The sequence below is a fragment of the Duganella callida genome (genome assembly GCF_004614165.1).
GTDB classification, from domain to species: Bacteria; Pseudomonadota; Gammaproteobacteria; order Burkholderiales; family Burkholderiaceae_D; genus Rugamonas; species Rugamonas callida.
Genome location: NZ_SPVG01000276.1, coordinates 1 through 21736, shown reverse-complemented (window position 1 = coordinate 21736; position 21736 = coordinate 1). Strand labels below are relative to the sequence as shown.

Annotated in this window: 27 protein-coding genes and 1 pseudogene; 20 read left to right on the top strand and 8 right to left on the bottom strand. The window is 62.5% G+C overall.

The features are described from left to right. The first annotated feature begins 37 nt into the window (after nt 1–37). The 10 genes from mnmE (at nt 38) to E4L98_RS29220 (ending at nt 10112) form a co-directional block, all read left to right on the top strand. Nucleotides 38–1417, top strand: coding sequence for a tRNA uridine-5-carboxymethylaminomethyl(34) synthesis GTPase MnmE (mnmE, locus tag E4L98_RS29270; RefSeq protein WP_135205063.1), 1380 nt, complete (start codon nt 38–40; stop codon nt 1415–1417). Between the two features lie 165 nt (nt 1418–1582). Further along, nucleotides 1583–2815, top strand: coding sequence for a tyrosine-type recombinase/integrase (locus E4L98_RS29265; RefSeq protein ID WP_135205062.1), 1233 nt, complete (start codon nt 1583–1585; stop codon nt 2813–2815). A gap of 476 nt (nt 2816–3291) precedes the next feature. After that, a complete protein-coding gene (locus E4L98_RS29260) occupies nt 3292–3525 on the top strand; it encodes a hypothetical protein (RefSeq protein ID WP_135205061.1) in 234 nt (77 codons plus the stop codon). A gap of 238 nt (nt 3526–3763) precedes the next feature. Beyond that, the gene (locus E4L98_RS29250; RefSeq protein ID WP_135205059.1) at nt 3764–4186 is read left to right on the top strand and encodes a helix-turn-helix domain-containing protein; all 423 of its coding nucleotides are present in this window, start codon (nt 3764–3766) and stop codon (nt 4184–4186) included. A gap of 94 nt (nt 4187–4280) precedes the next feature. Next, complete coding sequence (locus E4L98_RS29245; protein WP_167761486.1) at nt 4281–5909, top strand: plasmid recombination protein; 1629 nt, start codon at nt 4281–4283, stop codon at nt 5907–5909. Next, nucleotides 5881–6216, top strand: coding sequence for a hypothetical protein (locus E4L98_RS29240; RefSeq protein ID WP_135205057.1), 336 nt, complete (start codon nt 5881–5883; stop codon nt 6214–6216). Before E4L98_RS29245 ends, E4L98_RS29240 begins: the two co-directional genes overlap by 29 nt. 9 nt (nt 6217–6225) lie before the next feature. After that, nucleotides 6226–6555, top strand: coding sequence for a hypothetical protein (locus E4L98_RS29235; RefSeq protein ID WP_135205056.1), 330 nt, complete (start codon nt 6226–6228; stop codon nt 6553–6555). A gap of 51 nt (nt 6556–6606) precedes the next feature. After that, on the top strand, nt 6607–8037 hold the full coding sequence (locus E4L98_RS29230) for a hypothetical protein (protein WP_135205055.1): 1431 nt from the start codon (nt 6607–6609) through the stop codon (nt 8035–8037). 578 nt (nt 8038–8615) lie between these two features. Then, nucleotides 8616–8861, top strand: coding sequence for a hypothetical protein (locus tag E4L98_RS29225; RefSeq protein ID WP_135205054.1), 246 nt, complete (start codon nt 8616–8618; stop codon nt 8859–8861). Between the two features lie 945 nt (nt 8862–9806). Further along, nucleotides 9807–10112, top strand: coding sequence for a hypothetical protein (locus tag E4L98_RS29220; RefSeq protein ID WP_135205053.1), 306 nt, complete (start codon nt 9807–9809; stop codon nt 10110–10112). 260 nt (nt 10113–10372) lie between these two features. Here E4L98_RS29220 and E4L98_RS31375 read toward each other — a convergent pair. The 3 genes and pseudogenes from E4L98_RS31375 to xisR form a co-directional block, all read right to left on the bottom strand. After that, a pseudogene (locus E4L98_RS31375) lies at nt 10373–10447 on the bottom strand (hypothetical protein); the annotation flags it as partial. Nucleotides 10448–10601: 154 nt separating this feature from the next. Continuing rightward, entirely contained in the window at nt 10602–10694 is a 93-nt protein-coding gene (locus E4L98_RS31370) for a DUF4224 domain-containing protein (protein WP_371857309.1), read from the bottom strand. Between the two features lie 5 nt (nt 10695–10699). Then, nucleotides 10700–10936, bottom strand: a complete 237-nt coding sequence (gene xisR, locus E4L98_RS29205; protein ID WP_135205051.1) for an excisionase family protein — start codon at nt 10934–10936, stop codon at nt 10700–10702. Between the two features lie 358 nt (nt 10937–11294). Here xisR and E4L98_RS29200 point away from each other — a divergent pair, with 358 nt between their 5' ends. From E4L98_RS29200 to E4L98_RS29170, 7 genes are all read left to right on the top strand, one after another. Then, on the top strand, nt 11295–11594 hold the full coding sequence (locus E4L98_RS29200) for a hypothetical protein (RefSeq protein WP_135205050.1): 300 nt from the start codon (nt 11295–11297) through the stop codon (nt 11592–11594). Next, entirely contained in the window at nt 11552–12037 is a 486-nt protein-coding gene (locus E4L98_RS29195; RefSeq protein WP_167761485.1) for a hypothetical protein, read from the top strand. Before E4L98_RS29200 ends, E4L98_RS29195 begins: the two co-directional genes overlap by 43 nt. After that, the gene (locus E4L98_RS29190; protein WP_135205048.1) at nt 12034–12216 is read left to right on the top strand and encodes a hypothetical protein; all 183 of its coding nucleotides are present in this window, start codon (nt 12034–12036) and stop codon (nt 12214–12216) included. The genes E4L98_RS29195 and E4L98_RS29190 overlap by 4 nt, the downstream gene beginning before the upstream one ends. 60 nt (nt 12217–12276) lie before the next feature. Next, a complete protein-coding gene (locus tag E4L98_RS31015) occupies nt 12277–12747 on the top strand; it encodes a recombinase family protein (RefSeq protein WP_229257628.1) in 471 nt (156 codons plus the stop codon). Between the two features lie 517 nt (nt 12748–13264). Then, entirely contained in the window at nt 13265–13555 is a 291-nt protein-coding gene (locus E4L98_RS29180; protein WP_135205047.1) for a hypothetical protein, read from the top strand. 304 nt (nt 13556–13859) lie between these two features. Beyond that, nucleotides 13860–14138 carry a DUF4160 domain-containing protein gene (locus E4L98_RS31365; protein ID WP_371857308.1) on the top strand — a complete coding sequence of 93 codons (279 nt, stop codon included), beginning with the start codon at nt 13860–13862 and terminating at the stop codon, nt 14136–14138. Next, the gene (locus E4L98_RS29170; RefSeq protein ID WP_135205046.1) at nt 14125–14430 is read left to right on the top strand and encodes a DUF2442 domain-containing protein; all 306 of its coding nucleotides are present in this window, start codon (nt 14125–14127) and stop codon (nt 14428–14430) included. Before E4L98_RS31365 ends, E4L98_RS29170 begins: the two co-directional genes overlap by 14 nt. Here E4L98_RS29170 and E4L98_RS29165 read toward each other — a convergent pair. Continuing rightward, the gene (locus E4L98_RS29165; RefSeq protein WP_135205045.1) at nt 14399–15334 is read right to left on the bottom strand and encodes an SMP-30/gluconolactonase/LRE family protein; all 936 of its coding nucleotides are present in this window, start codon (nt 15332–15334) and stop codon (nt 14399–14401) included. The genes E4L98_RS29170 and E4L98_RS29165 overlap by 32 nt on opposite strands. Next, nucleotides 15331–16305 carry a diguanylate cyclase gene (locus E4L98_RS29160; protein ID WP_135205044.1) on the bottom strand — a complete coding sequence of 325 codons (975 nt, stop codon included), beginning with the start codon at nt 16303–16305 and terminating at the stop codon, nt 15331–15333. The genes E4L98_RS29165 and E4L98_RS29160 overlap by 4 nt, the downstream gene beginning before the upstream one ends. 294 nt (nt 16306–16599) lie before the next feature. Between E4L98_RS29160 and E4L98_RS29155 the strand changes: the two genes are divergently transcribed. Beyond that, nucleotides 16600–16803, top strand: a complete 204-nt coding sequence (locus tag E4L98_RS29155; RefSeq protein ID WP_135205043.1) for a hypothetical protein — start codon at nt 16600–16602, stop codon at nt 16801–16803. A gap of 5 nt (nt 16804–16808) precedes the next feature. Here the strand turns inward: E4L98_RS29155 and E4L98_RS29150 are convergent, their stop codons facing one another. Continuing rightward, nucleotides 16809–17435, bottom strand: coding sequence for an Hpt domain-containing protein (locus E4L98_RS29150; protein WP_135205042.1), 627 nt, complete (start codon nt 17433–17435; stop codon nt 16809–16811). A gap of 81 nt (nt 17436–17516) precedes the next feature. After that, nucleotides 17517–18467 (bottom strand): CAP domain-containing protein, encoded by a 951-nt coding sequence (locus E4L98_RS29145; protein WP_135205041.1) that lies wholly within the window; start codon nt 18465–18467, stop codon nt 17517–17519. A gap of 140 nt (nt 18468–18607) precedes the next feature. Here E4L98_RS29145 and pssA point away from each other — a divergent pair, with 140 nt between their 5' ends. Next, nucleotides 18608–19372, top strand: a complete 765-nt coding sequence (gene pssA / locus E4L98_RS29140) for a CDP-diacylglycerol--serine O-phosphatidyltransferase (RefSeq protein ID WP_135205088.1) — start codon at nt 18608–18610, stop codon at nt 19370–19372. A 4-nt stretch (nt 19373–19376) separates the two neighbouring features. Here the strand turns inward: pssA and E4L98_RS29135 are convergent, their stop codons facing one another. Then, the gene (locus E4L98_RS29135) at nt 19377–20288 is read right to left on the bottom strand and encodes an aldo/keto reductase (RefSeq protein WP_135205040.1); all 912 of its coding nucleotides are present in this window, start codon (nt 20286–20288) and stop codon (nt 19377–19379) included. Nucleotides 20289–20367: 79 nt separating this feature from the next. On the opposite strand from E4L98_RS29135, the gene E4L98_RS29130 reads away from it, so the two are divergent. Then, complete coding sequence (locus E4L98_RS29130; protein WP_229257627.1) at nt 20368–21657, top strand: EAL and HDOD domain-containing protein; 1290 nt, start codon at nt 20368–20370, stop codon at nt 21655–21657. Nucleotides 21658–21736 lie beyond the last annotated feature (79 nt).

Genomic DNA, 21736 nt, shown 5'->3' with positions numbered 1-21736 from the left:
GAACGCGGGCTTTTTTTATCTAATACAATTCCAGCTTATGAACCTCGATTCCTCTCCCATCGCAGCCATCGCCACCGCACCGGGACGCGGCGGCATCGGCGTGGTCCGCGCCTCCGGCAAAAACCTGCAGGCGCTGATCAAGGCGCTGTTCGGCGAGACCGGCCTCAAGCCGCGCCATGCCACCTACATCCCGTTCAAGCAGGCGGACGGCAGCATCATCGACCAGGGCATCGCCATCTGGTTCAAGGGACCGCACTCGTACACCGGCGAAGACGTGCTGGAACTGCAGGGCCACGGCGGCCCCATCGTGCTGCAGATCCTGCTGGCGCGCGTGCTGGAGGCGGGCGAGGACCTGGGCCTGCGGCTGGCCGAGCCGGGCGAATTCACGCGCCGCGCCTACCTCAACGACAAGCTCGACCTGGCGCAGGCCGAGGCGGTGGCCGACCTGATCGACGCCTCGACCGAAGCGGCGGCCAAATCGGCGTCGCAATCGCTGTCGGGCGCGTTCTCGAAAACCGTGAACACGCTGGTGGACAGCGTCACCAACCTGCGCATGCTGGTGGAAGCGACCTTGGACTTTCCGGAGGAAGAGATCGATTTCCTGGAAAAATCCAACGCGCGCGGGCAACTGAAGGGCATCGTTGACGCTTTAGAGCAAGTCTTCAAACAGGCGGCCCAGGGTGCCTTGCTGCGCGAAGGCTTGAACGTGGTGCTGGTTGGGCAGCCCAACGTGGGCAAATCGTCGCTGCTGAACGCGCTGGCCGGCAACGACGTGGCCATCGTCACCCCGATCGCCGGCACCACGCGCGACAAGGTGACCGAGACCATCCAGATCGAAGGCATCCCGCTGAACATCATCGACACCGCCGGCATCCGTGCGCCGGACGAGGCGGTGGACGTGGTCGAGCGCATCGGCATCGAGCGCACCTGGGGCGAGGTCGGCAAGGCCGACGTGATCCTGCATCTGCTGGACGCCGACCACGGCCCGTCGCGCGCCGACGAAAACATCACCGCCGCCTTCCCGGCCGGCGTGCCGGTGCTGCGCATCTGGAACAAGATCGACCTGTCGGGCCACAAGCCGGGCGTGGACCAGATGGACGACGCCACCCACATCTACCTGTCGGCGCACGAGCACATCGGCATCGACCTGCTGCGCAAGGAACTGCTGCGCATCGCCGGCTGGCAGCAGACGGGCGAATCGCTGTACCTGGCGCGCGAGCGTCACCTGATCGCCCTGAAAAACGCCGGCGCCCACCTCGAGCGCGCCGGCCAGCACGCCGCGCAGGATGACCAGTCACTGGACCTGTTCGCCGAAGAACTGCGGCTGGCGCAGGTGCAGCTGTCAAGCATCACCGGCGCCTTCTCGTCCGACGACCTGCTCGGCGTCATCTTCAGCCGCTTCTGCATAGGAAAATAAATAGTCGCCAACCAACGTCAAGCATTGCCAAGATTTTTCTATTCTGATTCGTAAAATCAAGGACTTAGATGCGAAGTTTGCCAAGCAATGCCAATTGACACCAACGATTTTTTAGTACACAGTTTAGTACACACGCCAATGTGTACTTAATCGTGTGTACTAACGATGCCCAAAACTGCTACTCCACTCAACGACAAGCGCATCAAGGCGCTGAAGCCCAAGGACAAGCGCTACCTGGTCGCCGACGGCGGCGGGCTGGCGCTGGAGGTCATGACCTCCGGGACGAAGATCTGGCGCTACCGCTACTCGCTGCACGGCAAACAGCAGCCCATGGTGACGATTGGCGAATACCCGGCCGTCACGCTGCAGGACGCGCGCGGACGCGCCGACCGGTACCGCGAGACTGTCGCCGCCGGCGTGTCCCCGGTGGCAGATGCAAAGAAAGACCGTGGCGCAGCTCAGGCGCTGGATACCGTCCGCGCTTTCGCCGATCACTGGTATCAGTCCGAAATCGCGCCGAAATCGAAGTCGTACAGCACGGTCACGCGGCGCGCCCTGGACAAAGACATCTACCCGGCCATCGGCAACAAGCCGCTGGTCGACGTCAACGCCGGCGACGTGCTGGCCATCTGCGACAAGGTGAAGGGGCGGGGCGCCTCGCAGTCGGCGCTGTTCACCCGCAACGTGCTGAAGCGCATGTACGAATACGCCATCGCGCGCCAGCTCGCCGCGGTGAACCCGGCCCAGCAACTGGTTGCCCGGTACATCGCCACGCCGCAGAGCCGCACCCGCGTGCTGGCGCCGGACGAAATCGGCCGGCTGATGCGCGCGGTGTATGCTTCCAACATGAGCCGCGCCTACAAGCTGGCCCTGCACCTGCTGGTTATTACGATGGTGCGCAAGTCCGAGCTGATTGAGGCTGAGTGGTCCGAGTTTGATCTGGACGAGGGGATTTGGCGCATCCCGGCCGCGCGCATGAAGAAAGACAACGAGCATTGGGTGTACCTGTCGGCCCAGGCGGTAGAGATGATCCGCGAGCTGCGCACGCTGTCGCACAGCCAGCGCTTCGTGTTCCCAATGCGGCGCGGCTATGAGGACCGGCCAATTGCGAAGTCCACTCTCAACCAGGCCGTGCGCGCGATGAAGGCCGACGTGCAGCATTTCGTGATCCACGATTTCCGCCGCACGGCGTCCACGCATCTGCACGAGATGGGACTGTCGTCCGACGCCATCGAGAAGGCGCTAGCGCACTCCATCAAGGGTATCAAGGGCGTGTACAACCGCGCGCAGTATGCAGACGAACGCCGCAAGATCCTGCAACTGTGGGCCACGTTCGTGGACGCGCAGATAAACGAAGGAAATAAGGTCGTAGTCGGACGGTTTGGCGTCGCTGCGTGATTTCTTAATCTTACAGGGTGTTGCGTCTGCTTGGGTTTGCGGGGTTTAGCATGGGAAATTTGTATAACTGAGTTGACTTCTGTTTGGGAGTCCGCTAACGTTCAGCCTACACACTCACCGCGTGTCGTAATGTAGGCTACGAGCCTCACCGCTAGCAGTGATTCGAGGCTAGTACCCAATCCGTTTGATAGATTGACTCGCCTGTAGTATCTAAATTCTCTCGGCACTCCGCGCCCTTGGCGCCGATAGTTGGGACAGTCAAGTTGATCCCCCGTGATGACTTGACTCGCCTGTACAAGTCATATCGCTCACTTCGCATGGCGAAAGAGCAAAAACCGAAGCTGCCACTTGTGGTGGCTTTTTTTATTTCATCTCACAATTCGTAAGACGCCAAGCCGACCTAACCAGTCGGCTTTTTTCGTTAACAGCCTGCTATCCGTTCACCCGGTGGCGGGCTTTTTTTTTGAAAGCGCCACATGAAAGACTCAGAAAATTTTTCCATTCCTCCGGCACTTGAGCGAGTCGCTGCTGGTCGCGATTCGATCGGTACGGAAGAATTTGCGGAATCTATCGGCCTGGAGTATCAGACCGTCCGCCGTTATCTCTCGGAGCGCGGTGACGTGTTCGGGGTGCGTCCGGTGAAGATTGGCGGTCGACTGCACTGGCCAGTCTCGAAAATTGCTGTTCTGCTCACTGAGGGCACGGTATGAGCGCTCGCCTGAGTCAATCCGGGGGGGCTGCTACGGTCTTGCCGCGCGAGGGCATGTCGCGCTGGCAGCAACTGAGCCACTTCGTTCCCGTCTCCCGTGAAACCTGGCGTAAGCTGGGCTTGGCTGGCCGCGCGCCGGCGGCCATCCGCCTCAGCGAGCGCTGCAGCCTATACTCGAATGTCGAAGTACATCGCTGGCTGGCCGATCCCATCGGTTACCGCCAGGAAGGCAGTGCAGTATGACTTCCAGAAAACGAAACGCCTCCGGCAAGGGAGGCGCTCGACCTACGAAGCTGGCGGGCGGGGTAGGTGGGCAAATCAAAGTTTTGAAGTGCTCCAACCAGTATATCGCAAAGCTGCGCCGAGAAGTGCGCAGCGCTGGCCTGTTCCTGCGAGATACCACAGGTAGTACCCAGCGCGAAACGCTGCTGGGCGTGCTGCAGTATCTTGGTCCCCGTGGGCTGAACACGCTGGAGGGCGTCGGCCTCGGCTTCTATCGGATCGCCACTCGCGTGCAAGAACTGCAAGAAGCTGGCTATAGCATCGACTCGCGCCCTGAGCGTGTCGAAGGCCCGGACGGCTTGGTGCATTGTCGGATCGCGCGCTATGTGTTCTGCGGCCGCCTTCCGGATGCGCAGGGCAAACTGGATCTGGGCGAATGACTACCTCCTTCCACCAGCTGCGCGCCGCCGCGCTGCGCCTGCCACCACTGCCAGAACTGCTGGCGCTGCTGTGCACTGCAGTCAAAGGCTGCGTATGACCGATTCGCTTTACCTGCGGCTCAAGAGCTTGAACACTCGGAGCGTCCGCGGCGTGACGTCGCCCAAGAACATCGTCAGGGTGGCGGCCATGCACAACTTGCGCGAGATACAGGCCGAGCTGGGCGCCAGCGCCGCCAGCGGCATCAACCCGGCACGCATGCACCTGAACTACCAGCTGCGCGGCCCGGCGACCGCCGACGAGGTGGCCGGCTTGGCGCTGGTGCTGCTGGACAATGCGGGCGTGACCACGCTCCGCCGCGACGCATGCATGGCGCTCGAGCTAGTTGTGAGCTTGCCGGCCGCCGCCGCCATCGACCACCGCGAGTACTTCACCGCCGCCATCACCTGGGCGGATGCCTATTTCAACGTCCCCATCCTGAGCGCCGCCGTCCACCTGGACGAAGCCGCGCCGCATTGCCACATCCTGCTCCTGCCTCTGGTGGCCGGCCGCATGCAGGGTGGCGCGCTCGCCGGCGGCCCGGCCAAGATTCGCGCCATGCTGGCCGACTTCCAGCAGCAGGTAGCCCAGCGCTTCGGCCTGACCTACCAGCCGCGCGCTAAGCGCCTCAGCAAGCCGAGCAGGGATGCAGCCGGCCGCATGGTGCTGGACACCATCCGCGCGCGCCCTGAGCGCCTGAGCGAGCCTGCCATGCGCGATGCGCTTATCGCCGCTCTCGGCACCCAAGCGGAAACGCTGCTGGCGCTGCTAGGCTTGAGCATGCCCGCTACCAAGGCAAAGGCCAAGAGCTTTGCGGACATCATGACGGCGCCGTGCAAGCCTGAGCGCGCGAGCCGCGCCGCACCGGACACGAAACTTGTAATAGACATTGCACAAAATTTGAGCAATAAGGAAGGCGAGAAATTCGACAACGTCTATCTCTGTGTAGACATTGCCCCTTCCCCTTCCCCAATCCCAGCCGACGAACAGCCGACCGTACATGCGGCCGACGGCGCCGCCGACCAGCCCGCCACCGGTGACGTCCAGCAGCAGGACGGCCAGGGTATGCAAAATATTTTGGACACCCCGCCACCGCGCTGGTGCCAACGACTGACGGGCACGCACGCGGCCTGCCTGAACACTTCCTCCGCTGGAGGACGTCGACAGCATGCCGCCCGGGTTGACCAGTACGCTGGCCGCGCGCGCGAATCTGGTTGCAGCTCTCCTCCAACTCCCGCCGCTGGCGGAAGTGTGCAGCGCGCCGGCCAAGCTGAGAGCCTGACGCCGGCCGGCCCACCGCCGACACTTCCTGCATCGCAGGATGTCGTCGAAGTCTTGGTGATGTCCACCGGTGGTGGGAGTGTCGCCGGTCGGCCAGCCCCCAACGGGGAGTCGACGGCGCGCTGGGGCAGCATTGACATCACAACCGCGGTTGGCGACACCCGCACCTGTCGCCCTCGCAAACAAACGGAATTTCGCGACCAGTACGCGCGCGTGCGCGAAGGTACCGAGTTTTCGGAGCACTACGCGCGCGCCCGCGAGCTGGCCGAGGCTACGGGACCGCCGCAAGCGCCGGCCGCCAAACCAGGAAGATCAACTAACGCGACCTTTTCGCGCTACCGCAACGACATCGCCCTGATGGGCAGAAGGCAAGAGCATGAACCAAACTACCTACCGCAACGGTGAGGCTGCCACCCTTGGCGGTCCGGAAATCCTCGTAATCAGTGGCTGTGTCTTATCAGCAGACGGCGACATGGGCGAAGGGGAATTAGTCCCGCCGGAGGGCATGCAGTTCGCCCGCAACGCGATGTACGGCATCCCCGCTGCGGCCCGCGCCGGCGGCTACAAGAAGTGCGACATTCTGGAAACGCTGCTGCTGCGCGGGAATATGACTCCCCGCATCGGCGCCATGGCCAGGGAGGCGTGCGACGCAGCCGGCCTGCCCGCGCTGCGGGCACTATTCGACCGCATCGGCCCGTTTGTCGACGACTGAGGCGCTGTGATGGTCGAACGAGAACTGATAGGCGCGGCACTGCGTTGGTACACCATGCATCTCCGCCGTCTGGCCGCAGGCAAAGAAAAGCGCCGCATCGATGCCCAACTGCGCGCCGGTGGCGACGGCGCATGGTGCCTTCAGCGCGTCATCCAGCAGAACGACACCGGCCGCCAGCTGACCGAACTCAAGCGCAAGGAACTGGCCGCCCTGCGTGAACTGGCACGCCTCTGCCCCAAACAGCGCGGGCACCTGCAGGCTGCCGACGTCATCGATGTGAACGGCACCGCGGCGCTCTTAGCCGAACCAGGCAAAAAGGCTGTGGCAATCCTAGGATAAAGCGAAGCAGCAACTTAATTCATAAGCGACAACTCTCAAATAGGTGAAAAAATGGCAGGTATCATTGCATCAGTACTGGCTGCCGCCGGCGACGCCGGTGTGCAGTCGATCAATCAGGAGATTCAGCGACGGGACCAGGCTGACCGTGACGCCACGCTCGCACAGCAGCAGAAGGAGCGCGACGAGGCCATGGCCAAGTTGCAGACGCAGAAGGAGATGACCATCCTGGCCTTCCAAAAGGAGGCCCGCATCGCTGAGTACAATCAAATGCGGGAAGAGCGTGCCGCCAGGATCAATAAGGCCAGTGACGACATCGCGCAAGCTCAGGCCAACAACATCTACACGGCTCACGACAATGCACTGGCGGGCGACACCGGCACCGGCACGCCGCTAACGCCAGCGCAGAAGGCAGTGATCAACCAGACCGCCGGCGATGTGGCGGCCAACAAGCCAGCGACGATTGCATCAGCATTCGATGAGTTCAAGAGGGACCCCGAGACCTACATCCGAGCTGCGATCCATACTGGCGACTTGGACCCGTCGCAAGTGGCCCACCTGTTTTCCCAGGATAAGGCAATTCGCCGGCAGGAGATGGCTCAGCAACAGGGGTTTGATCACGACTTGGAAATACAGCGCAAATCGCAGGATTTCCAGCGGGGCGAACGCGAAAAAGACAGGGCCGTATCCGCTGCTGCCAAGGCGATGGACCCCGCCGTCATCGAGCTCAACGCCCAGGCCATTGCAGATGGCCGCTTGGCGCCGCTGTCCGGATCTGCCCTCCGCTCGCCTGGCGCGTCGGCTATCATGGCGCGCGCGCTTCAGATCAACCCCAAGCTCTCGGCAACGGACTATGCTGTTGCACTGAAAGGAGGAAAGGATTTCGGCACTGGCACTATCGGCAGTTCGGTTCGTTCCTTCAGTGTCGCGCTGGACCACATCAACACCCTGCAGGATGCGGTCAGAGCCCTCAACAGCGGGGACGTCCGACTCATTAACAAATTGGGCAATACGCTCGCTCAAGCCACCGGCAATCCAGCCCCTACCGATGTTGATGCGGTCAGACACTTGGTCGGTGATGAAATTAGCAAATCTGTTTTGAACGGTCCTGGCGCGGTGGCGGACCGCCAGAAAATCGCAAGTACGCTGGACCTTTCTGCCTCTCCCGCGCAGTGGGAAGGCGTAATCAATCGGTACAAGCAATTGATGGTCGGCCAACTTGACGGCTACCGTCGGCAATACAGAGCCGCCACCGGCAAGGATGACTTCGATCAAAAGTACCTTTCAGACGAAGGGCGAGCATTGCTTGATAAGCTGCATCCAAAGGAGGGGGCGCCCACCACCGCGACCAAGGTGCCGAGCCCTTTTTACCCGCAAAAATCCCGGCCTTCGTTGGATGAGATTTTTGGGGACGCCGGCGCGCAGCCTTCGAGTCCGACATCCAGGACGCTGACTTACGACCCTAAAACTGGGGGGTTCCACTAATCCGCACCTGGCAAGTTCGCCTGGTTCGCAGTGCGAACTGCCATTTCCAAGCACCGGGAATAGCGCAACTGAAATCACCTGAAGCGCCTTGAATTTAAAAGTAAAGCGGCTTTCGCAGTCTCAGATTGCGCAACGCCAAACGCAACAGATGCCGGCCAGCTTTTACTGCGCTTTACTACACGAAGCAGGCCGTAAGTGGCGGCGGCCCATGAGCTGACTGGGGTTGCGAGTTTGCCGCGTCCTCCCGCTGGGCCAACGCCGTAAAGCAAGATTGATCCGCATGAATGGCGAGGCGCACCAATGCAGGTGTCGTCAAGGTACGGATTTATTCGAGCGTGTGGTAACAGGGAACGGTTTTCTTTGACAGGGCCTTGACGCCTGCCATGCTGCCCGCCGGGATGAATGCCCGCCGCGAACCGCCGATAAGTGCGCGGCGCCGAACAGCCCAGCAATGCTGGGAGTGAGCATTCATGCGGGGCGGCGAAGCTTGGTAGGGCGGCTACGCCAATTATTTTGCCGAATAAGTACGCGCTTTGCGCCGAACGCGCAGCAAAACGAACTTTTCAAGAGGTGACAGCATGCCCAGGTGGACCGACGCCGCGCGCGCCAAGCAGGCCGCACTGATTACACGTTGGAAGCCATGGCAGGCGGCCACCGGACCGCGCACTGACGCCGGAAAGGCAAGCTCATCTCGCAATGCAGATAAGGGCGGCGACGCCGGCCGCGCTCAGCGCCTGGCCGATGCCGAAGCCGAGCTCGCGGCGGCGCTGGCCAAGGTGCACAAGCTGAGCAAGGCACTTCGGCGCAGGTCATCCGCGCTGTGATGTTGGTTGCTGGCGCTGGTCGGTGCCGTGCTTCCCAATCTGAGGATGGCCGCAGGTCAAAACTACAGGAAATCCTGCAGTTTCCAAGGCGAGCGCATCCCGCCCCAAGTCTATCAAATATGGGTGAGCTAACGCCTCTCAACTTCTCGACAGACGGCGCCGAAGCGGTAAATCCTGCATCGGTTGGAAGTGGGACAATCTCGCCTTCCATGTAGGTGTGCGGCAACGCCGTAGACCCATCGCGCGCACTGCACGTTTAAATCCGAGGTAATCCCGGTATGGGAAATCCCATAGCGCCCCCATACCCAGCCTCCTGAGATTTAAGGCGGCGTCCGCTGGCGCCGCTCCCCCCCAGTCCCCGAAATGTCCCAATGCTGTCCCTGCACTGTCCCAGGGACAATCAACGCCTGTCCCTGGGGACGCGCCACCATTCGCGAACGCTCGCGAGGTTTCGCGATTCCTCGTGCCCCGGGAGGAATTTACCGGCATCTCCTCAAAATTGAGGAGATGGTGCAGGCCCGCCGCATCTGTGACCGACACGCCTGTAACGCGTTGCAGGTGCGTTGCAGGAACACTTTTGGAAGGCTTGCGGGAACCCTTTCGATACCCTTCGATGGCCCTTGCAAGGGGCTTGCAAGTTCCTTCCGCGCCCAGCCCCCGATGGGTGACAGGACGGTTCCGCCGGCGTCGCTGCACCGCGCGTCCGCATTCTGTCCGCAATTTGTCCAAGCTGGAACGGACGAGTTGCGGAAACCGCTCGGTTCCCATCGGGATTTGATCTGCACGATTTGGTGCGCGTTCGGCGGCAACAGTCGTTGGACGGATGCTCAATAGGTGTTGAGCGCTCGCTGGAAATCACCCAAGACCCGGGTGATTTGTGATTGAACATTGATAACTCGCTAATTCTGCGGCGGCGCAGAATTGACCACCCGATAGAATGATGGGATGTCAAAAACTCCCAAATTCCCCGGCCCACTGACCGCGCGCGGTGCCGTCTTGGCCGTGTTGTTGTCGGACGCCGACCAGACCGGCGCCGAGCCGCTGCAGGGCCGTACGTCGCTCGCCGCCATCGTCAAAACTCTCAAGCGCAAATACAACTGGCCCATTGAGTCAAGTAGCTTCCCTTCCAATACTGCTGATGGCCGCGCCACCTGGGCGACGGTGTACAGCCTGCCGGCGACGGTGGTGGCCAAAGCCCTAGACAACGGCGGGAGAAAATGGCTGGAGCGCCGCGCCGGAGCGAGGGATTGAGGTAGCGGACCGTGGGGGCCGTTCAAACAAACGACACCCCGAACGGCCATGCATGCCTAGTTGTCGCCACGCGTGCGGCGCTTGCACCATGCTTGTACCATTACCTCGCCGTGCTTTAACGGAAGTCCGCTAGCTTCCGCTGGTTATTAGCCTGAAATCCCGTACCTCTTTCTTACGGCAGCCATGTGGGCCTCGAAGTCTTTCAGTTCGCGGTACCCAGCAGCGTAACTTACCTCGATGGCGACCACTGGCACAATCGGCTAGCGGACAATGTTCAAAGCAAAGGGGATGCCCATTTTTTCGAGCTGATCAGCCTGTAGGCGCTTGTTGCGGTACCCGGTGAGAGTGCCACATCCTCCTCGCTAAGATAGCGTGGATTGCGCACGGATCTTAGTCTGGCATTATCCATTATGGCTTCTCCGGTTTTGGCAGCTCGCGTTTTCCTTCAATCGCAGAGCGCGGGACGACTGGTGCGTCATGCGCATTCACCTAGAACGGGAGTGCCATTTTGCGAAGGGCCTCAGTTTGCTTGCTCTTCGTCTCGCGGCCGGTCAGTGTGGCTATCTCGTCCTTCAAAAACATATCGCTCATTTTCTCCTTTTCACAGGTGGCGCACCACTGACGAGCATCGGCGCGCTGGCGTCCCACTCCTCAACCCAGCGCTGTGCTGCGGGGAGGTTAATCCACAGACGCCCATCCACAATTTTGCACTGATTCCCATCGAGCCATTTCCCGACTTTCCGCCGGGCCTGAACCGCATCCATACTGTCGCCGGTGAGCTCGATGTACTTCTCCAATTTGACCCATACGACTGGATGATCCATGCACTTCTCCTTTGATTTGCTAATAAAGCAAAGTTGACTATTTAACCCCGCGATCCATGATACTGCTAAAATCCAAGTCGACGAAAACCGCTTGACGCAATACCGGTCGTGGGTCTATTCTAAAAACGTCCCCGATAAAGAGGGGAACGGGTTTGGAAGCCCGAATTGCACAGGCGGATGAAACCGCCTACAGGCGGTATTTTTTCGTCCGTACCTTGCCGTGCCTTCAATGAGCGGCGGTGGTAGGGAGGCTTATGCCTGCCGGTTCCCTGTGCGCCGGTCTTCCAACCTTGCCATCGCTGCTCCCCCTCGTTTGGAAGCGCTAGGGAGCGGTTCACCAACCGCACAGGAGGCAACCATGCCACGCACCACCACACCCAAATCCGGCCAAGACCGGCCAGCACGCAAATCGGCAAATACGAAATCGCGCGATGCGGTTGCTTTGCTGACCGTAGCGGCTGATAACCCATCCAAGGTCGAGTTCCAATTCACTGACGACGAGCGGGCTTGGGCGGTCCGCATCCTCACTGCAGCCAGGGAAGTATCGGCCGAAATGAGGCGCGTATCGATGCAAGGTTTTGCTAACGCCATGGACATTTTGGCGGAAGAGCACCCTTGGCGGCCATCCTTGCGATTGGTTATTGGTGGCGCAAAATGACCGTCGCCGCCTTGCTTACGGAGCTGCATCACTCCGACTACATAATTAAAACCATACTACGCGCTATGACTGTCCAACAGCAGGCCCGCGTCGGGGCTGAGTTGGAGCGAGCCGGCATTGCTGGAGAGGGAATGACGCGCCACCATGAGCGAGCGGCTGTCATCGCCGCGGCGACGGCGGTGCCGGCCACCGTGCCGACCAGCGCCAGCCCGGCGCCGCATCTGCTCGACATTGAAGCTCAAGCGGTCGACGTCCTCACGCAAGCCGAGCACGCCGACGTGCTGCTGCAGGCGGTATTCGACAAGCTCGACCAGATGGAGCGCTCGACGCCAGCCGCGGTGGCCATCAACTGCTTTGCCACCTGCGCCGCGCGTGCCGTCGCCTTGATGCGCGAGGCCGCAGAAAACATCATTGGGTCATTGAAGGATGGAGGCGCTGCATGAAGCTGATTGATTCCTCGCCGGCGGAACTGAGGCCCGACCAACTTCGGGTCGCAAAGCTCTTCGCTTCCATGGACGAACAAACGCAGCAGCAAATACTGCTCATCCTTGAGGGATTTGCAGAGCGTTACCCGCGCCATTCTGCTCCAGCCCTGCGACTAGTAAAAGGTGGTTCGGCGTGACTCATCATCAAAGTTGGGAGGCGCGTTCTTGGTGCGGGCGAAGGTCGCGCATTCGCCACCATGGCGGCGCCACAAAAGCACCTGTACGCCGTCATGGTGGTTGGCGACCGCCTTCCGAAGCTGGCGCCGTCGACCGCCATCGGGCAGCAGCGTTACGGCGTGCATATCAGGTCGATGGCCGTACAGCCGTCTGCCATAGTACGCGCAACCTGCAAGCCATCCATCGAGATACGCTTGGATGAGAGTGTGAGGGTGGAACATTTGATGAGTGGCGGGCGGCCGAGTCTCGAGCCGCCCGGCATGCTGGCGGCGCTCGCCGAGATGGAGCGGGATCTGCTGCTGGAGCGCACCGCCGCCGGCCTGGCCCGCGCCAAGAGCGAAGGCAAGACGCTGGGCCGGCCAGCCAAGACCACACCCGAGCAGCGCGCGGACATCATCGCCAAGTATGCCGCCGGCGAGAGCGTCAGCGCTCTGGCCCGCATGTACGATGTTTCGCGCGCAAATATCCTGGGTGTCGTAAAGCCTGCTTAGCTCCATCCAGAATATCCACCATTCGCCCGGCCGTACTCCCGGGCATTTTCATTTCGATAGGCATAATCAGGGCAGATCATTCAATTGATGACCGACCCGTCGCGCGCCGCACACGTTGCCCACGATGGTAAGCTGGATCGGTAAGAACCCGAAGTGCCAGCTGTCGGGGTATGCCGCTCTCGGTCAGATAATCTATAGCAGGCCCGATGCCATGGCGCTTGACCATCACGAGCGCGTTCTCAATGGTCCGGGCACTTAGCGCATCCACGCGGCGGTCAGAAATTTTCGACATCTCGGCATCTGCGTGGTTTGGTTCATAACACCCTACCACCGGCGACGACAAGGCGTGCGCATCATATCGCGCGGAATTAAATCTACGTCAAAGTCCAGATCATAGGATGTGACCTCTCAGCATGATCGTCCCTTGCAAAAAATCGCTAACTAACACCGCAGCCGGCAAAATAGACGTCATATGGTATGCGATGTGGTACTCTCGATCATGCTGCAAGGAGGTGTCATGGAAATGCGATTCGAATCGCAATACAGCGGGTGGGATATCGATATATCCTGCACGCCACGCTTATGGGCCTCCGGCGACGCTCCTCGTCTGGAAAAATACACTGCTACCGCCCATGCATCGCTGATAGACCAGAGCGAAAGCGGCGACTTATGGGTGGATGCAAGAATGCAAGTTGTTAGCCTGGGCAGCCGTAGCTTTGAAACACCTGCTGAATGTGCTCACATTTTGCTCGAAGACGTCCACGAACTCATTGATGCTTTGAGAAAGTATCAGCTCACGCGGCGTTAAACGAGGCCCGATACACTCGGGTCGGCGGTGTGCTGGCGCTGGTGAGCGCGGGAATGGACACTTTTTCTTTTTAGTACACAGGTTAGTACACAGTATTTCGATTTCCGTAAGAAAGCCTGTAGCCACGGTCTCTATACGATATCAGCCGCTTCTGCATAGGCAAATAAATCCGGGGTCAGTTCTGCCAATCGCACACGAGCTCTACCGTAGCGTGCGCTACGGTAGAGCTCGTGTGCGATTGGCAGAACTGACCCCGGAGTTGCCGGTGATTTTGCGCAAAGAGGACATTTCGCACCGTGCCACCATGAGGGCTGGATTTCATCATGGGGCTTCCATGCCAACCGCAATGACGATTTTGGGCGTGCGGGTCGCTATTTTTCTGAACGACCATCGTCCCGCTCACGTGCATCTGATCGGCCAGGGTCACGAAGCGGTGTTAGACTTGCATTGTCCGAGTGGACCGCCGTCGTTGCGCGAGAATTATGGTTTTTCACGCAGTGACTTGCGGCGCTTGATGACGGCAGTCGCGCCCAGCGTGGCCATACTCTGCGCGAAATGGAGGAAAGTCCATGGACCTTACTGACACCGAATTCGACGCCGCCAACCGGCGCGGCGCCGAGATGCGCGCCAGGTTTCCAGCCGCGCTGGCGGTGCGTTACGACCGCACCGCGGAATGTCTGGTGATCTCTTTGTCCAGCGGTCAGCAGATCACCGTCGCGCCGCAGGAGCTGCGCGGCCTCGAATCGGCTCGGCCGGAGCAACTGGGCGACGCGCAGATCAGCCCGAGCGGCCTCGGCATCCATTTCCCGCAGCTGGATGCCGATATCTATCTGCCGGACCTGCTCAGTACGGCGAACCGGTCACGTCCAGCTTGAGTTGCCACACGGCGCCGGCGCCGGTGATGTAGAGCGTCTTGCCGTCGGCGCCGCCGAACGCGGCATTGGTGACGTTGGCGTCGACCTTGATGGTGGCGATCTGCTTGCCGGCCGGCGTGAACACGCGCAGGCGGTGGTCGGTGTGCTCGGTCACGTAGATGTTGCCATAGCAATCCACCACCATCCCGTCCGGGATGCCCAGCTTCTCGACCAAGTCCTTGCCCGACTGCGGCACGCCGTTGACGATGGCGTACGAGCGCAGCACGCCGTGGTCGCCCACCATGCCGTTCACATACAGCACATCCCCTTTCGGCGACAGCGAGACGCCGTTCGGGTTCTTCAGCGTGTCTTCCACCACGGTCACCTTGCCATCCTTGGCCACGCGGTAGACGCGGGTCTTGTCCTGTCCGCCCGGCGCGGCGCTACGCTGGAAGTCGGGATCGCTGAAGTACAGCGTGCCATCGGCCGCCATCGCCATGTCGTTCGGCGAATTGAAGACGTTGCCGTTGAACTGGCTGACCACGTCGCTGCGCTTGCCGTCCAGCGTGTAGCGCGATACCGATTTGTACTTGTGGGTGGCGGCCAGGATGTTGCCATCGTTATCGACCGCCAGACCGTTGCTGCCGCTGTCGGCGATCGCCACGCTGACCTTGCCGCTGGCGTCCAGTTTCATGATGCGCGACGGGAAGCCGGGATCGGAGGTGAAATCGGAGAAGTACAGCGCATCCTTGATCCATACCGGGCCTTCGTACAGCTGGGTGGCGCGGCTGGAGTTGGCGGCGGCGATGCGGGTGGCGGTCAGCTCGCCGGACGGCGCTTTGCCGCTGCACACGGCCGGCGCCGACATGGCAAGCGGGGCGGCCAGCACGGCAGCCAGGGCGATCAAGATACGACGTAATTTCATGCAGCAGTCTCCTGTTGGTGGTCTTGTGGTCGGTAAACGATGACGCAGTCGCGGCCGGCGCGCTTGGCCGCGTACAGGCAGCTGTCGGCCGCGGCCAGCATGGCGGCGGCACTGTTCAGCTGGTCCTTGTCGAAGGTGGCCACGCCGATGCTCATGGTCACGTGCGGCCGCGTGGCCGCCGGCGCGTGGCCGATGTCGAGCGAGGCGATTTTCGCGCGGATGGCTTCCGCGTGCACGGCCGCCTGTTCGGCGCTGGTGTCCGGCAGCACGGCGGCAAACTCCTCGCCGCCGTAGCGTGCCGCCAGGTCGGCGGGGCGCTGCAGCATGGAGGCGAACGCTTCCGCGACCATGCTCAGGCAGGCGTCGCCCTGCTGGTGGCCGAAGTGGTCGTTGTAGGCTTTGAAGGAATCGATGTCCATCAGCAGCAGCGACAGCTGGCCTTCGTTGCGCAGCGCGCGCCGCAGTTCGCGGTCCAGCGCGACGTCGAAGTGGCGGCGGTTGGCGATGCCGGTCAGGCCGTCCACATACGATTGCGCGCGCAGCGCCTCGGCCTGGCTGCGCAGCTGGCGCTCGCGGCCGACGATGGTGCTGATGTCGCTGACTTCGATCAGGCAATAGCGTTCCTTGCCCTCGTTGAACGGCGTTACCGCCACCGCCTGTTCGACGCGCTCGCCGCCCCAGGTGCCGGCCGGATACAGCGGGAATGGCGACGGATTCAGCGACGGCGACAGGGTCTGCGGCAGGCTGCTCTGCATCGCGCTCAGCACCGCATGCTCCAGGCGCTGGCCGCGCAGTTCGCCGTACAGGTCGAACAAGTCCTGGCCGATCACGCGGTGCGACGATTTGCCGGAACGGCTGGCCATCCACTGGTTCCACATGACGATGCGGTGGTCGGCATCGATTACGATCAGGCCGAGGTTGGCCAGGCCGAGCACGCGCGCGGACAAGGGGGCGGGGACGGAGTCGGACATGCGTGCTTTCCTGATGGGAATGATAAGTGTGCACAGATTATACGGGCAGCGGCGCACGCTGCCGTACTATCGTCCCGCCCTTTTTCATTGAAAAAAATTTCTCCATTCTGGAAAGCAGCGAAAGTGTCGTTTGACGGCGATTTTTTGGCGGGCCGGTGGATGCGGCGGCTGCTCCTAACCTGCTATTATTGATTCGTCCCAATGGCGTGCAAGCATTGAGAATTCTCATGTTTGCCGCTATTCCGCTGAAGTAATCTTGCACTCACCTGGCATGGTCTGGAAAGGAGAGGAATCGTGGAACCGACACAAGACATCGTCACGGATGAGGGGCACAGCCATCCGCCGCCCGCCGCGGCCACGCCGCCGGTACGCGCGCGCCATCTGCTGCCACCCAAGGGCGCGTGCTGGTACTGCGAAAAGCCATTGGACAACGTGCGCCGCTTCTGCGACAAGGAGTGCGCCGACGCGTTCGATGAAGAGAAGGAATTTACCCGCTGAGATCGTCAGCGCATTGCCGCCTGCAAGGTCGCCAGCGCCGCTTCAAAATCGAACTGGTGCGCCGCTTCGGTGACTTCCTGAAACACCTCCACCCCCAGACTGGCCGCCAGCACCGTGGCCGACTGTTCCAGCACATCGATGGCCGCGCCGTCGCCTTCGTCGAGCAGACGCGACAGGTGCAGCAGCAGCATGCGCGCTTCCGGCACCGGCGACGCGGACGCGGCGGGCGCCGGCGCCGTCAGCACGGCGCCGCCGTCACCGTCCAGCAGGCTGTCGATCACCGCGATCAGGCTGCGCAAGGCTGCCTCCAGCTGGGCCAGCGGCGCCGACCAGGCGCTGACCGGTCCGGCGCACAACGGTTCCACCTGCGCCGCCAGCAGATACACCTGCTGCGCGCCGATCATGCCGGCCGCGCCCTTGAGCGTGTGGACGATGCGCTGCGCATGGCCGGGTTCGCCTTCGGTCAGCGCCTTGCGCGCCTCGCAGCCGCTGTCGGGGTAGCGCTGGCGGAAGCGGCGCAGGATCTGCAGGTAAAGCTCGCGGTCGCCCATCAGCTGTTGCAAGCCGGTTTCCACCTGGAGGATGTGGCCGGCACCGGCGGCAGTGGCAAGCGGTGAACTGGAAATGGTCATGGGCGGATGGCGCGATCAAGTTACCGTTACGATAGCAGACGCGGCCGTTTCCACAGTTAAAATCCTGCAACATTCGGCGGCTTATTTGGTTGTAAACGACCAGCTGCGGCTGACCGCCGTCGTGCCCACCGTGCCGGTGAAGCTGACGTCGTAAATGGTAGCGCTGCGCAAAGTTGTCAGCGGCACAATCGCCGCCGCGCTGGCGGTGCTGCTGGTGCCGGCCGCGCTGCTGAGCAGCCGTGTCGCCAGCGCCGCGCCGCCGCGCGGGGCGATGGTGAAGCTCTGCACCGTCACCGGCTGTCCCAGATCGGCGTGGACGCTGACCGGATAGCCGACTTCGTTCTGGCCCGGCACCGGATCGGGCGATTCGTTGTCGCTGAAGAAATTGGTCGGCACGGCGGTCTGGCCATTGAAGGGATAGGCCACCAGCTTGCCGTTGCCGATGCCGCCATAGCTGCCGCGCACTGCAAAGTCGGCCGTGAAGTACGTGTTGCCGCCGGTGGCCGTCGCGGCCCCCGCGCCCAGTTCCTTGAACACCGGCTCGAAGATGACGAAGCGGTGGTAGATGGCGGTGATCAGTTCCTCGGCCTGGTAGAAGCCGGAATTGCTGCTGGTGGCGGCGATCACTTCGCCGGCGGCGTAACTGGTGCCGGCCGTCAGCTTGTAGCCGGCCACGCCAAGGCGGTCATTGAGCGTGTCGCCGGTATAGCCCTGCAAGCCCTGGGTTTCCTCGTGCGTGATGACGTTGTTGAGACGCTGGTAGTTCGAATGCGCCTGCGCGGCGGCATCGATCTGGCTGTTGCGCGTCAGGACCGACAGGCCGATCTGGGCGCGGCGGTAATTCAGCCAGTTGTAGCCGTCGGTGGCGGTGTTGTTGGTGAGCGTGGGCGCGCCCGGCTCCTGCGTCAGATTGGGCGGCGTGGTGGTGGTGGTGCCGGTGACGGCCGTGTTGTTGTCGCCACCGCCGCCGCCGCACGCGGCCAGCAGCAGGGCGCTCAGCAGCGCCGCCAGGGATAATCGCCATTTCTCCATGATGAACTCCTGTGCCATGGTCCCGATTGTAAGCCGGTTTGCGCAAATCGCCGCACGCGTTACAAGTTCAGGCGCGGCGTAAAATGGTAAGCTTGCCAACCATGAATGCACCCAAGTTGAAGCCCACCCGTCAGGCGCGCATGCAGCGCGCCAAGTTCGCCCTGCCCAGCATGGTCACGCTGATGTCGATCGCCTGCGGTTTCGGCAGCATCGTCATTTCGGTCGACAACGCGGAGCCCGGCTTGCCGCACGATTACCGGCTGGCGGCGGTGCTGCTGGTGCTGGCCGGCGTGTTCGACGCGCTGGACGGGCTGGTGGCGCGCGCCACCAACACCCAGTCCGATTTCGGCATGCAGCTCGACTCGATCGCGGATGTGATGAACTTCGGCTGCGCGCCCGGCCTGCTGCTGTATTGCTACGGCTTCGCCCACCTCGGCCACGATTACCCGACGCTGCTGCGCCTGGGCGGCATCGCCAGTTTTTTCTTTGTCGCCTGCGGCGCGCTGCGGCTGGCGCGCTTCAATGTGAACGTGGGCCGTACCGATCCGCGTTACTTCGTTGGCATGCCGATCACGGCCGGCGCGGCCTGCGTGGCCTCGGTGGTGGTGGCCTGGCCCGATCCGGCCGCCTCGGTGCTGCACGGCGGCCTGGTGGTGCTGCTGCTGTTCGTGGTCGGCAGCCTGATGGTGTCCACCGTGCGCTTCCCCAGCTCCAAGCAGAAGAAGAGCTGGACGGCGCTGGTCATACTGCTGATCAACCTCGGCCTGCTGGCCTGGCTGCAGGCGCTGTACTTCGTGCTGTTCTTCCTGGTCTACATCGTCGGCACGCTGGCGCTCAACCTCGGCTGGAAGAGCGGCTGGCGGGGCGTGGCCCCGCCGCTGGTGTACGACGACGAGGACGCCTGATCGGTCACGCCACTTCGTGACCGCGCGCGGCGCGCAGGATCTCGAACCACTGGCTGCGGCTCAGGCTGAACTGGGTGGCCTGCACCGCTTCCTTGACCGCCTCGATGCGGCCGCTGCCGGTCAGCGGCACCGGACGGCAGGGCAGCTGCATGATCCAGGCGAACACCACCGCGCCGAACGGACGCTGCAGTTCATCGGCCACCTGCTGGATCACCGCGCGCACGCGCGCGCCGGCGGCGTCGTCGCTGCTGAACAGGCGGCCGCCGCCCAGCGGCGACCAGATCATCGGCGCCACGCCCAGATCCTGCAGGCCGTCGAAGGTTTCATCGAACATCGGCGCCACGTGCAGCGGCGAGAACTCGACCTGGTTGGTGGCCAGCGCGATGCGGCGGTTCAGGCTCTCGAACTGGTGGCGGCTGAAGTTGGACACGCCGAAGTGCCTGACCTTGCCGGCTTGCTTCAGCTGCTGGAAGGCGCCGGCGATCTCATCGAAATTCATCAGCGGATCGGGACGGTGGATCAGCAGCAGGTCCAGGTGATCGGTACGCAGCTGCTTCAGCGAATTCTCGGCCGAGGCGATGATGTGGCTGGCGCTGGTGTCATAGTGCTGAATGGTGTGTTCCGGCCGCGCATTCGACACCAGCTTGATGCCGCACTTGCTGACGATCTGCATGCGCTGGCGCAGCGACGGCTGCAGCGCCAGCGCCTCGCCGAAGGCCGCCTCGACGCCGTAGCCACCGTAGATGTCGGCGTGGTCGAAGCTGGTGACGCCCATCTCCAGCGCCTGCTCGATCCAGCCCAGGCGCTGCTGCGGCGTCAGATTCCATTCATTCAGGCGCCACATGCCGGCGACGATGCGCGACAGCGTCAGGCCGCCTGGGTAAGTGACGAGGGAAGGGCAGGACAGGTCGCTCATGGGTCTCACTTTCTGGTTGTAAATTAAAGTACAGGCAAGGATTATAGTATGATCGTTGCACGAAAGAACGGAGGGCGTCGTGGGCTTGTTATCGTTTCTAAAACCGAAATCCGAACCCGCGCCGGCCGACGCCGTAGCGCCCGCTGTCGAGGCGCCGCCGCCGGCGCCGGAAGCACCGGCCACCGCGGCGGGCGACCCCGACGCCATGGTGGTGCGTAGCGAAATCGTCGACGCCCATCTGCAACTGTGCGGCTACCGTTACAGCGTGCCGCTGGGCGGCGACCGTCAGCCGCTGGCCGAGCCGGTGGCGCTGGCCAGCTTGGCGGCCGCGGGCGTGGCCGATTTCGCCCGCCAGCGTCTGGCGCTGGTGCCGCTGAGCGCGGATGCGGTGGCGCGGCAGCTCTATCAGCCGCTGGTGGCGGCCCAGACCATCTTTATGGTGGAGCGCAGCGCGGCCGACGCGGTGACGGCCTTGCGCGCAGCCGGCTGCAGGGTGGCGTTGCGCGGCGCCACGCTGGACGATGACGCGCTGCTGAGCCAGGCAGAACTGGTGCTGCTGCAGCTCAGCCAGCTGCCGCTGGCGGAACTGCAGTTCCTGGTCACGCAACTGCGCCGGCGCCATCCGGCGCTGAAACTGGCGATCGACGGCGTGCAGAGCTGGGACGAACAGCGCATGTGCCAGGCATGGGGCGCCGATTACTTCCTCGGGCCGTTCCTGACCACCAGCGACCAGCCCGATCCGGAAGGCACGATCGAGCAAAGCCGCATGACCTCGATCGAACTGCTGAACCTGCTGCGTACCGATGCCGAATTGCCGGCCATGATAGAGGTGGCCAAGCGCGATCCCGGCATGACCTACCAGGTGTTGCAATGGGCCAACGCGCCGGGCAGCGGCAACACTGGCAAGGTCACCAGCCTGCAGCAGGCGTTCATGGTGCTGGGGCGTAATCAGCTGTACCGCGGCCTGACGGTCTCGATGTTCCGGCTGGGGAGCGGCGCCAACCGCATGCGCGATGAATCGCTGCTGGAAGTGGCGCTGACGCGCGCGCGTTTCCTGGAAACCTGCAGCACCTTGCCGCAGGCCAAACGTGACGAACTGTTCCTGGTCGGCCTGCTGTCCTTGTTCGACGTGCTGCTGGGGGTGCCGATGGCGCGACTGGCCGACCAGATGCACTTGTCGGATGACATCCGTCACGTGCTGCTGGGGCAGGATGGCGTCTACAAGCCCTATCTGACCATGGTGCTGCTGCTGGAGCGCGACAAGGTCGAGCCGGCGCTGGCGCTCGCCGAGACGCTGGAGGTGGAGATCGACAGCCTGGCCGCAATTGCCCAAGCCGCCTTCCGATGGGCGCAGGACGCGCTGCGCTAATCCGCGGTTCGGGGTCAGGTCTTTCATTGCGTCACGGGCTCTACCGTAGCGACCGCTACGGTAGAGCCCGTGACGCAAT

Coding starts and splice junctions, on each gene's coding strand:
- E4L98_RS29230 (WP_135205055.1), top strand. CDS start 6,607: ATGGCAGGTATCATTGCATCAGTACTGGCTGCCGCCGGCGACGCCGGT.
- xisR (WP_135205051.1), bottom strand. CDS start 10,936: ATGGATCATCCAGTCGTATGGGTCAAATTGGAGAAGTACATCGAGCTC.
- E4L98_RS29200 (WP_135205050.1), top strand. CDS start 11,295: ATGCCACGCACCACCACACCCAAATCCGGCCAAGACCGGCCAGCACGC.
- E4L98_RS29260 (WP_135205061.1), top strand. CDS start 3,292: ATGAAAGACTCAGAAAATTTTTCCATTCCTCCGGCACTTGAGCGAGTC.
- E4L98_RS29170 (WP_135205046.1), top strand. CDS start 14,125: ATGGACCTTACTGACACCGAATTCGACGCCGCCAACCGGCGCGGCGCC.
- E4L98_RS31015 (WP_229257628.1), top strand. CDS start 12,277: ATGGCGGCGCCACAAAAGCACCTGTACGCCGTCATGGTGGTTGGCGAC.
- E4L98_RS29250 (WP_135205059.1), top strand. CDS start 3,764: ATGACTTCCAGAAAACGAAACGCCTCCGGCAAGGGAGGCGCTCGACCT.
- E4L98_RS29190 (WP_135205048.1), top strand. CDS start 12,034: ATGAAGCTGATTGATTCCTCGCCGGCGGAACTGAGGCCCGACCAACTT.
- E4L98_RS29235 (WP_135205056.1), top strand. CDS start 6,226: ATGGTCGAACGAGAACTGATAGGCGCGGCACTGCGTTGGTACACCATG.
- E4L98_RS29245 (WP_167761486.1), top strand. CDS start 4,281: ATGACCGATTCGCTTTACCTGCGGCTCAAGAGCTTGAACACTCGGAGC.
- E4L98_RS29165 (WP_135205045.1), bottom strand. CDS start 15,334: ATGAAATTACGTCGTATCTTGATCGCCCTGGCTGCCGTGCTGGCCGCC.
- E4L98_RS29160 (WP_135205044.1), bottom strand. CDS start 16,305: ATGTCCGACTCCGTCCCCGCCCCCTTGTCCGCGCGCGTGCTCGGCCTG.
- E4L98_RS31370 (WP_371857309.1), bottom strand. CDS start 10,694: ATGTTTTTGAAGGACGAGATAGCCACACTGACCGGCCGCGAGACGAAG.
- E4L98_RS29225 (WP_135205054.1), top strand. CDS start 8,616: ATGCCCAGGTGGACCGACGCCGCGCGCGCCAAGCAGGCCGCACTGATT.
- pssA (WP_135205088.1), top strand. CDS start 18,608: ATGCAGCGCGCCAAGTTCGCCCTGCCCAGCATGGTCACGCTGATGTCG.
- E4L98_RS29150 (WP_135205042.1), bottom strand. CDS start 17,435: ATGACCATTTCCAGTTCACCGCTTGCCACTGCCGCCGGTGCCGGCCAC.
- E4L98_RS29220 (WP_135205053.1), top strand. CDS start 9,807: ATGTCAAAAACTCCCAAATTCCCCGGCCCACTGACCGCGCGCGGTGCC.
- E4L98_RS31365 (WP_371857308.1), top strand. CDS start 13,860: ATGAGGGCTGGATTTCATCATGGGGCTTCCATGCCAACCGCAATGACG.
- E4L98_RS29180 (WP_135205047.1), top strand. CDS start 13,265: ATGGAAATGCGATTCGAATCGCAATACAGCGGGTGGGATATCGATATA.
- E4L98_RS29145 (WP_135205041.1), bottom strand. CDS start 18,467: ATGGAGAAATGGCGATTATCCCTGGCGGCGCTGCTGAGCGCCCTGCTG.
- E4L98_RS29135 (WP_135205040.1), bottom strand. CDS start 20,288: ATGAGCGACCTGTCCTGCCCTTCCCTCGTCACTTACCCAGGCGGCCTG.
- E4L98_RS29265 (WP_135205062.1), top strand. CDS start 1,583: ATGCCCAAAACTGCTACTCCACTCAACGACAAGCGCATCAAGGCGCTG.
- mnmE (WP_135205063.1), top strand. CDS start 38: ATGAACCTCGATTCCTCTCCCATCGCAGCCATCGCCACCGCACCGGGA.
- E4L98_RS29240 (WP_135205057.1), top strand. CDS start 5,881: ATGAACCAAACTACCTACCGCAACGGTGAGGCTGCCACCCTTGGCGGT.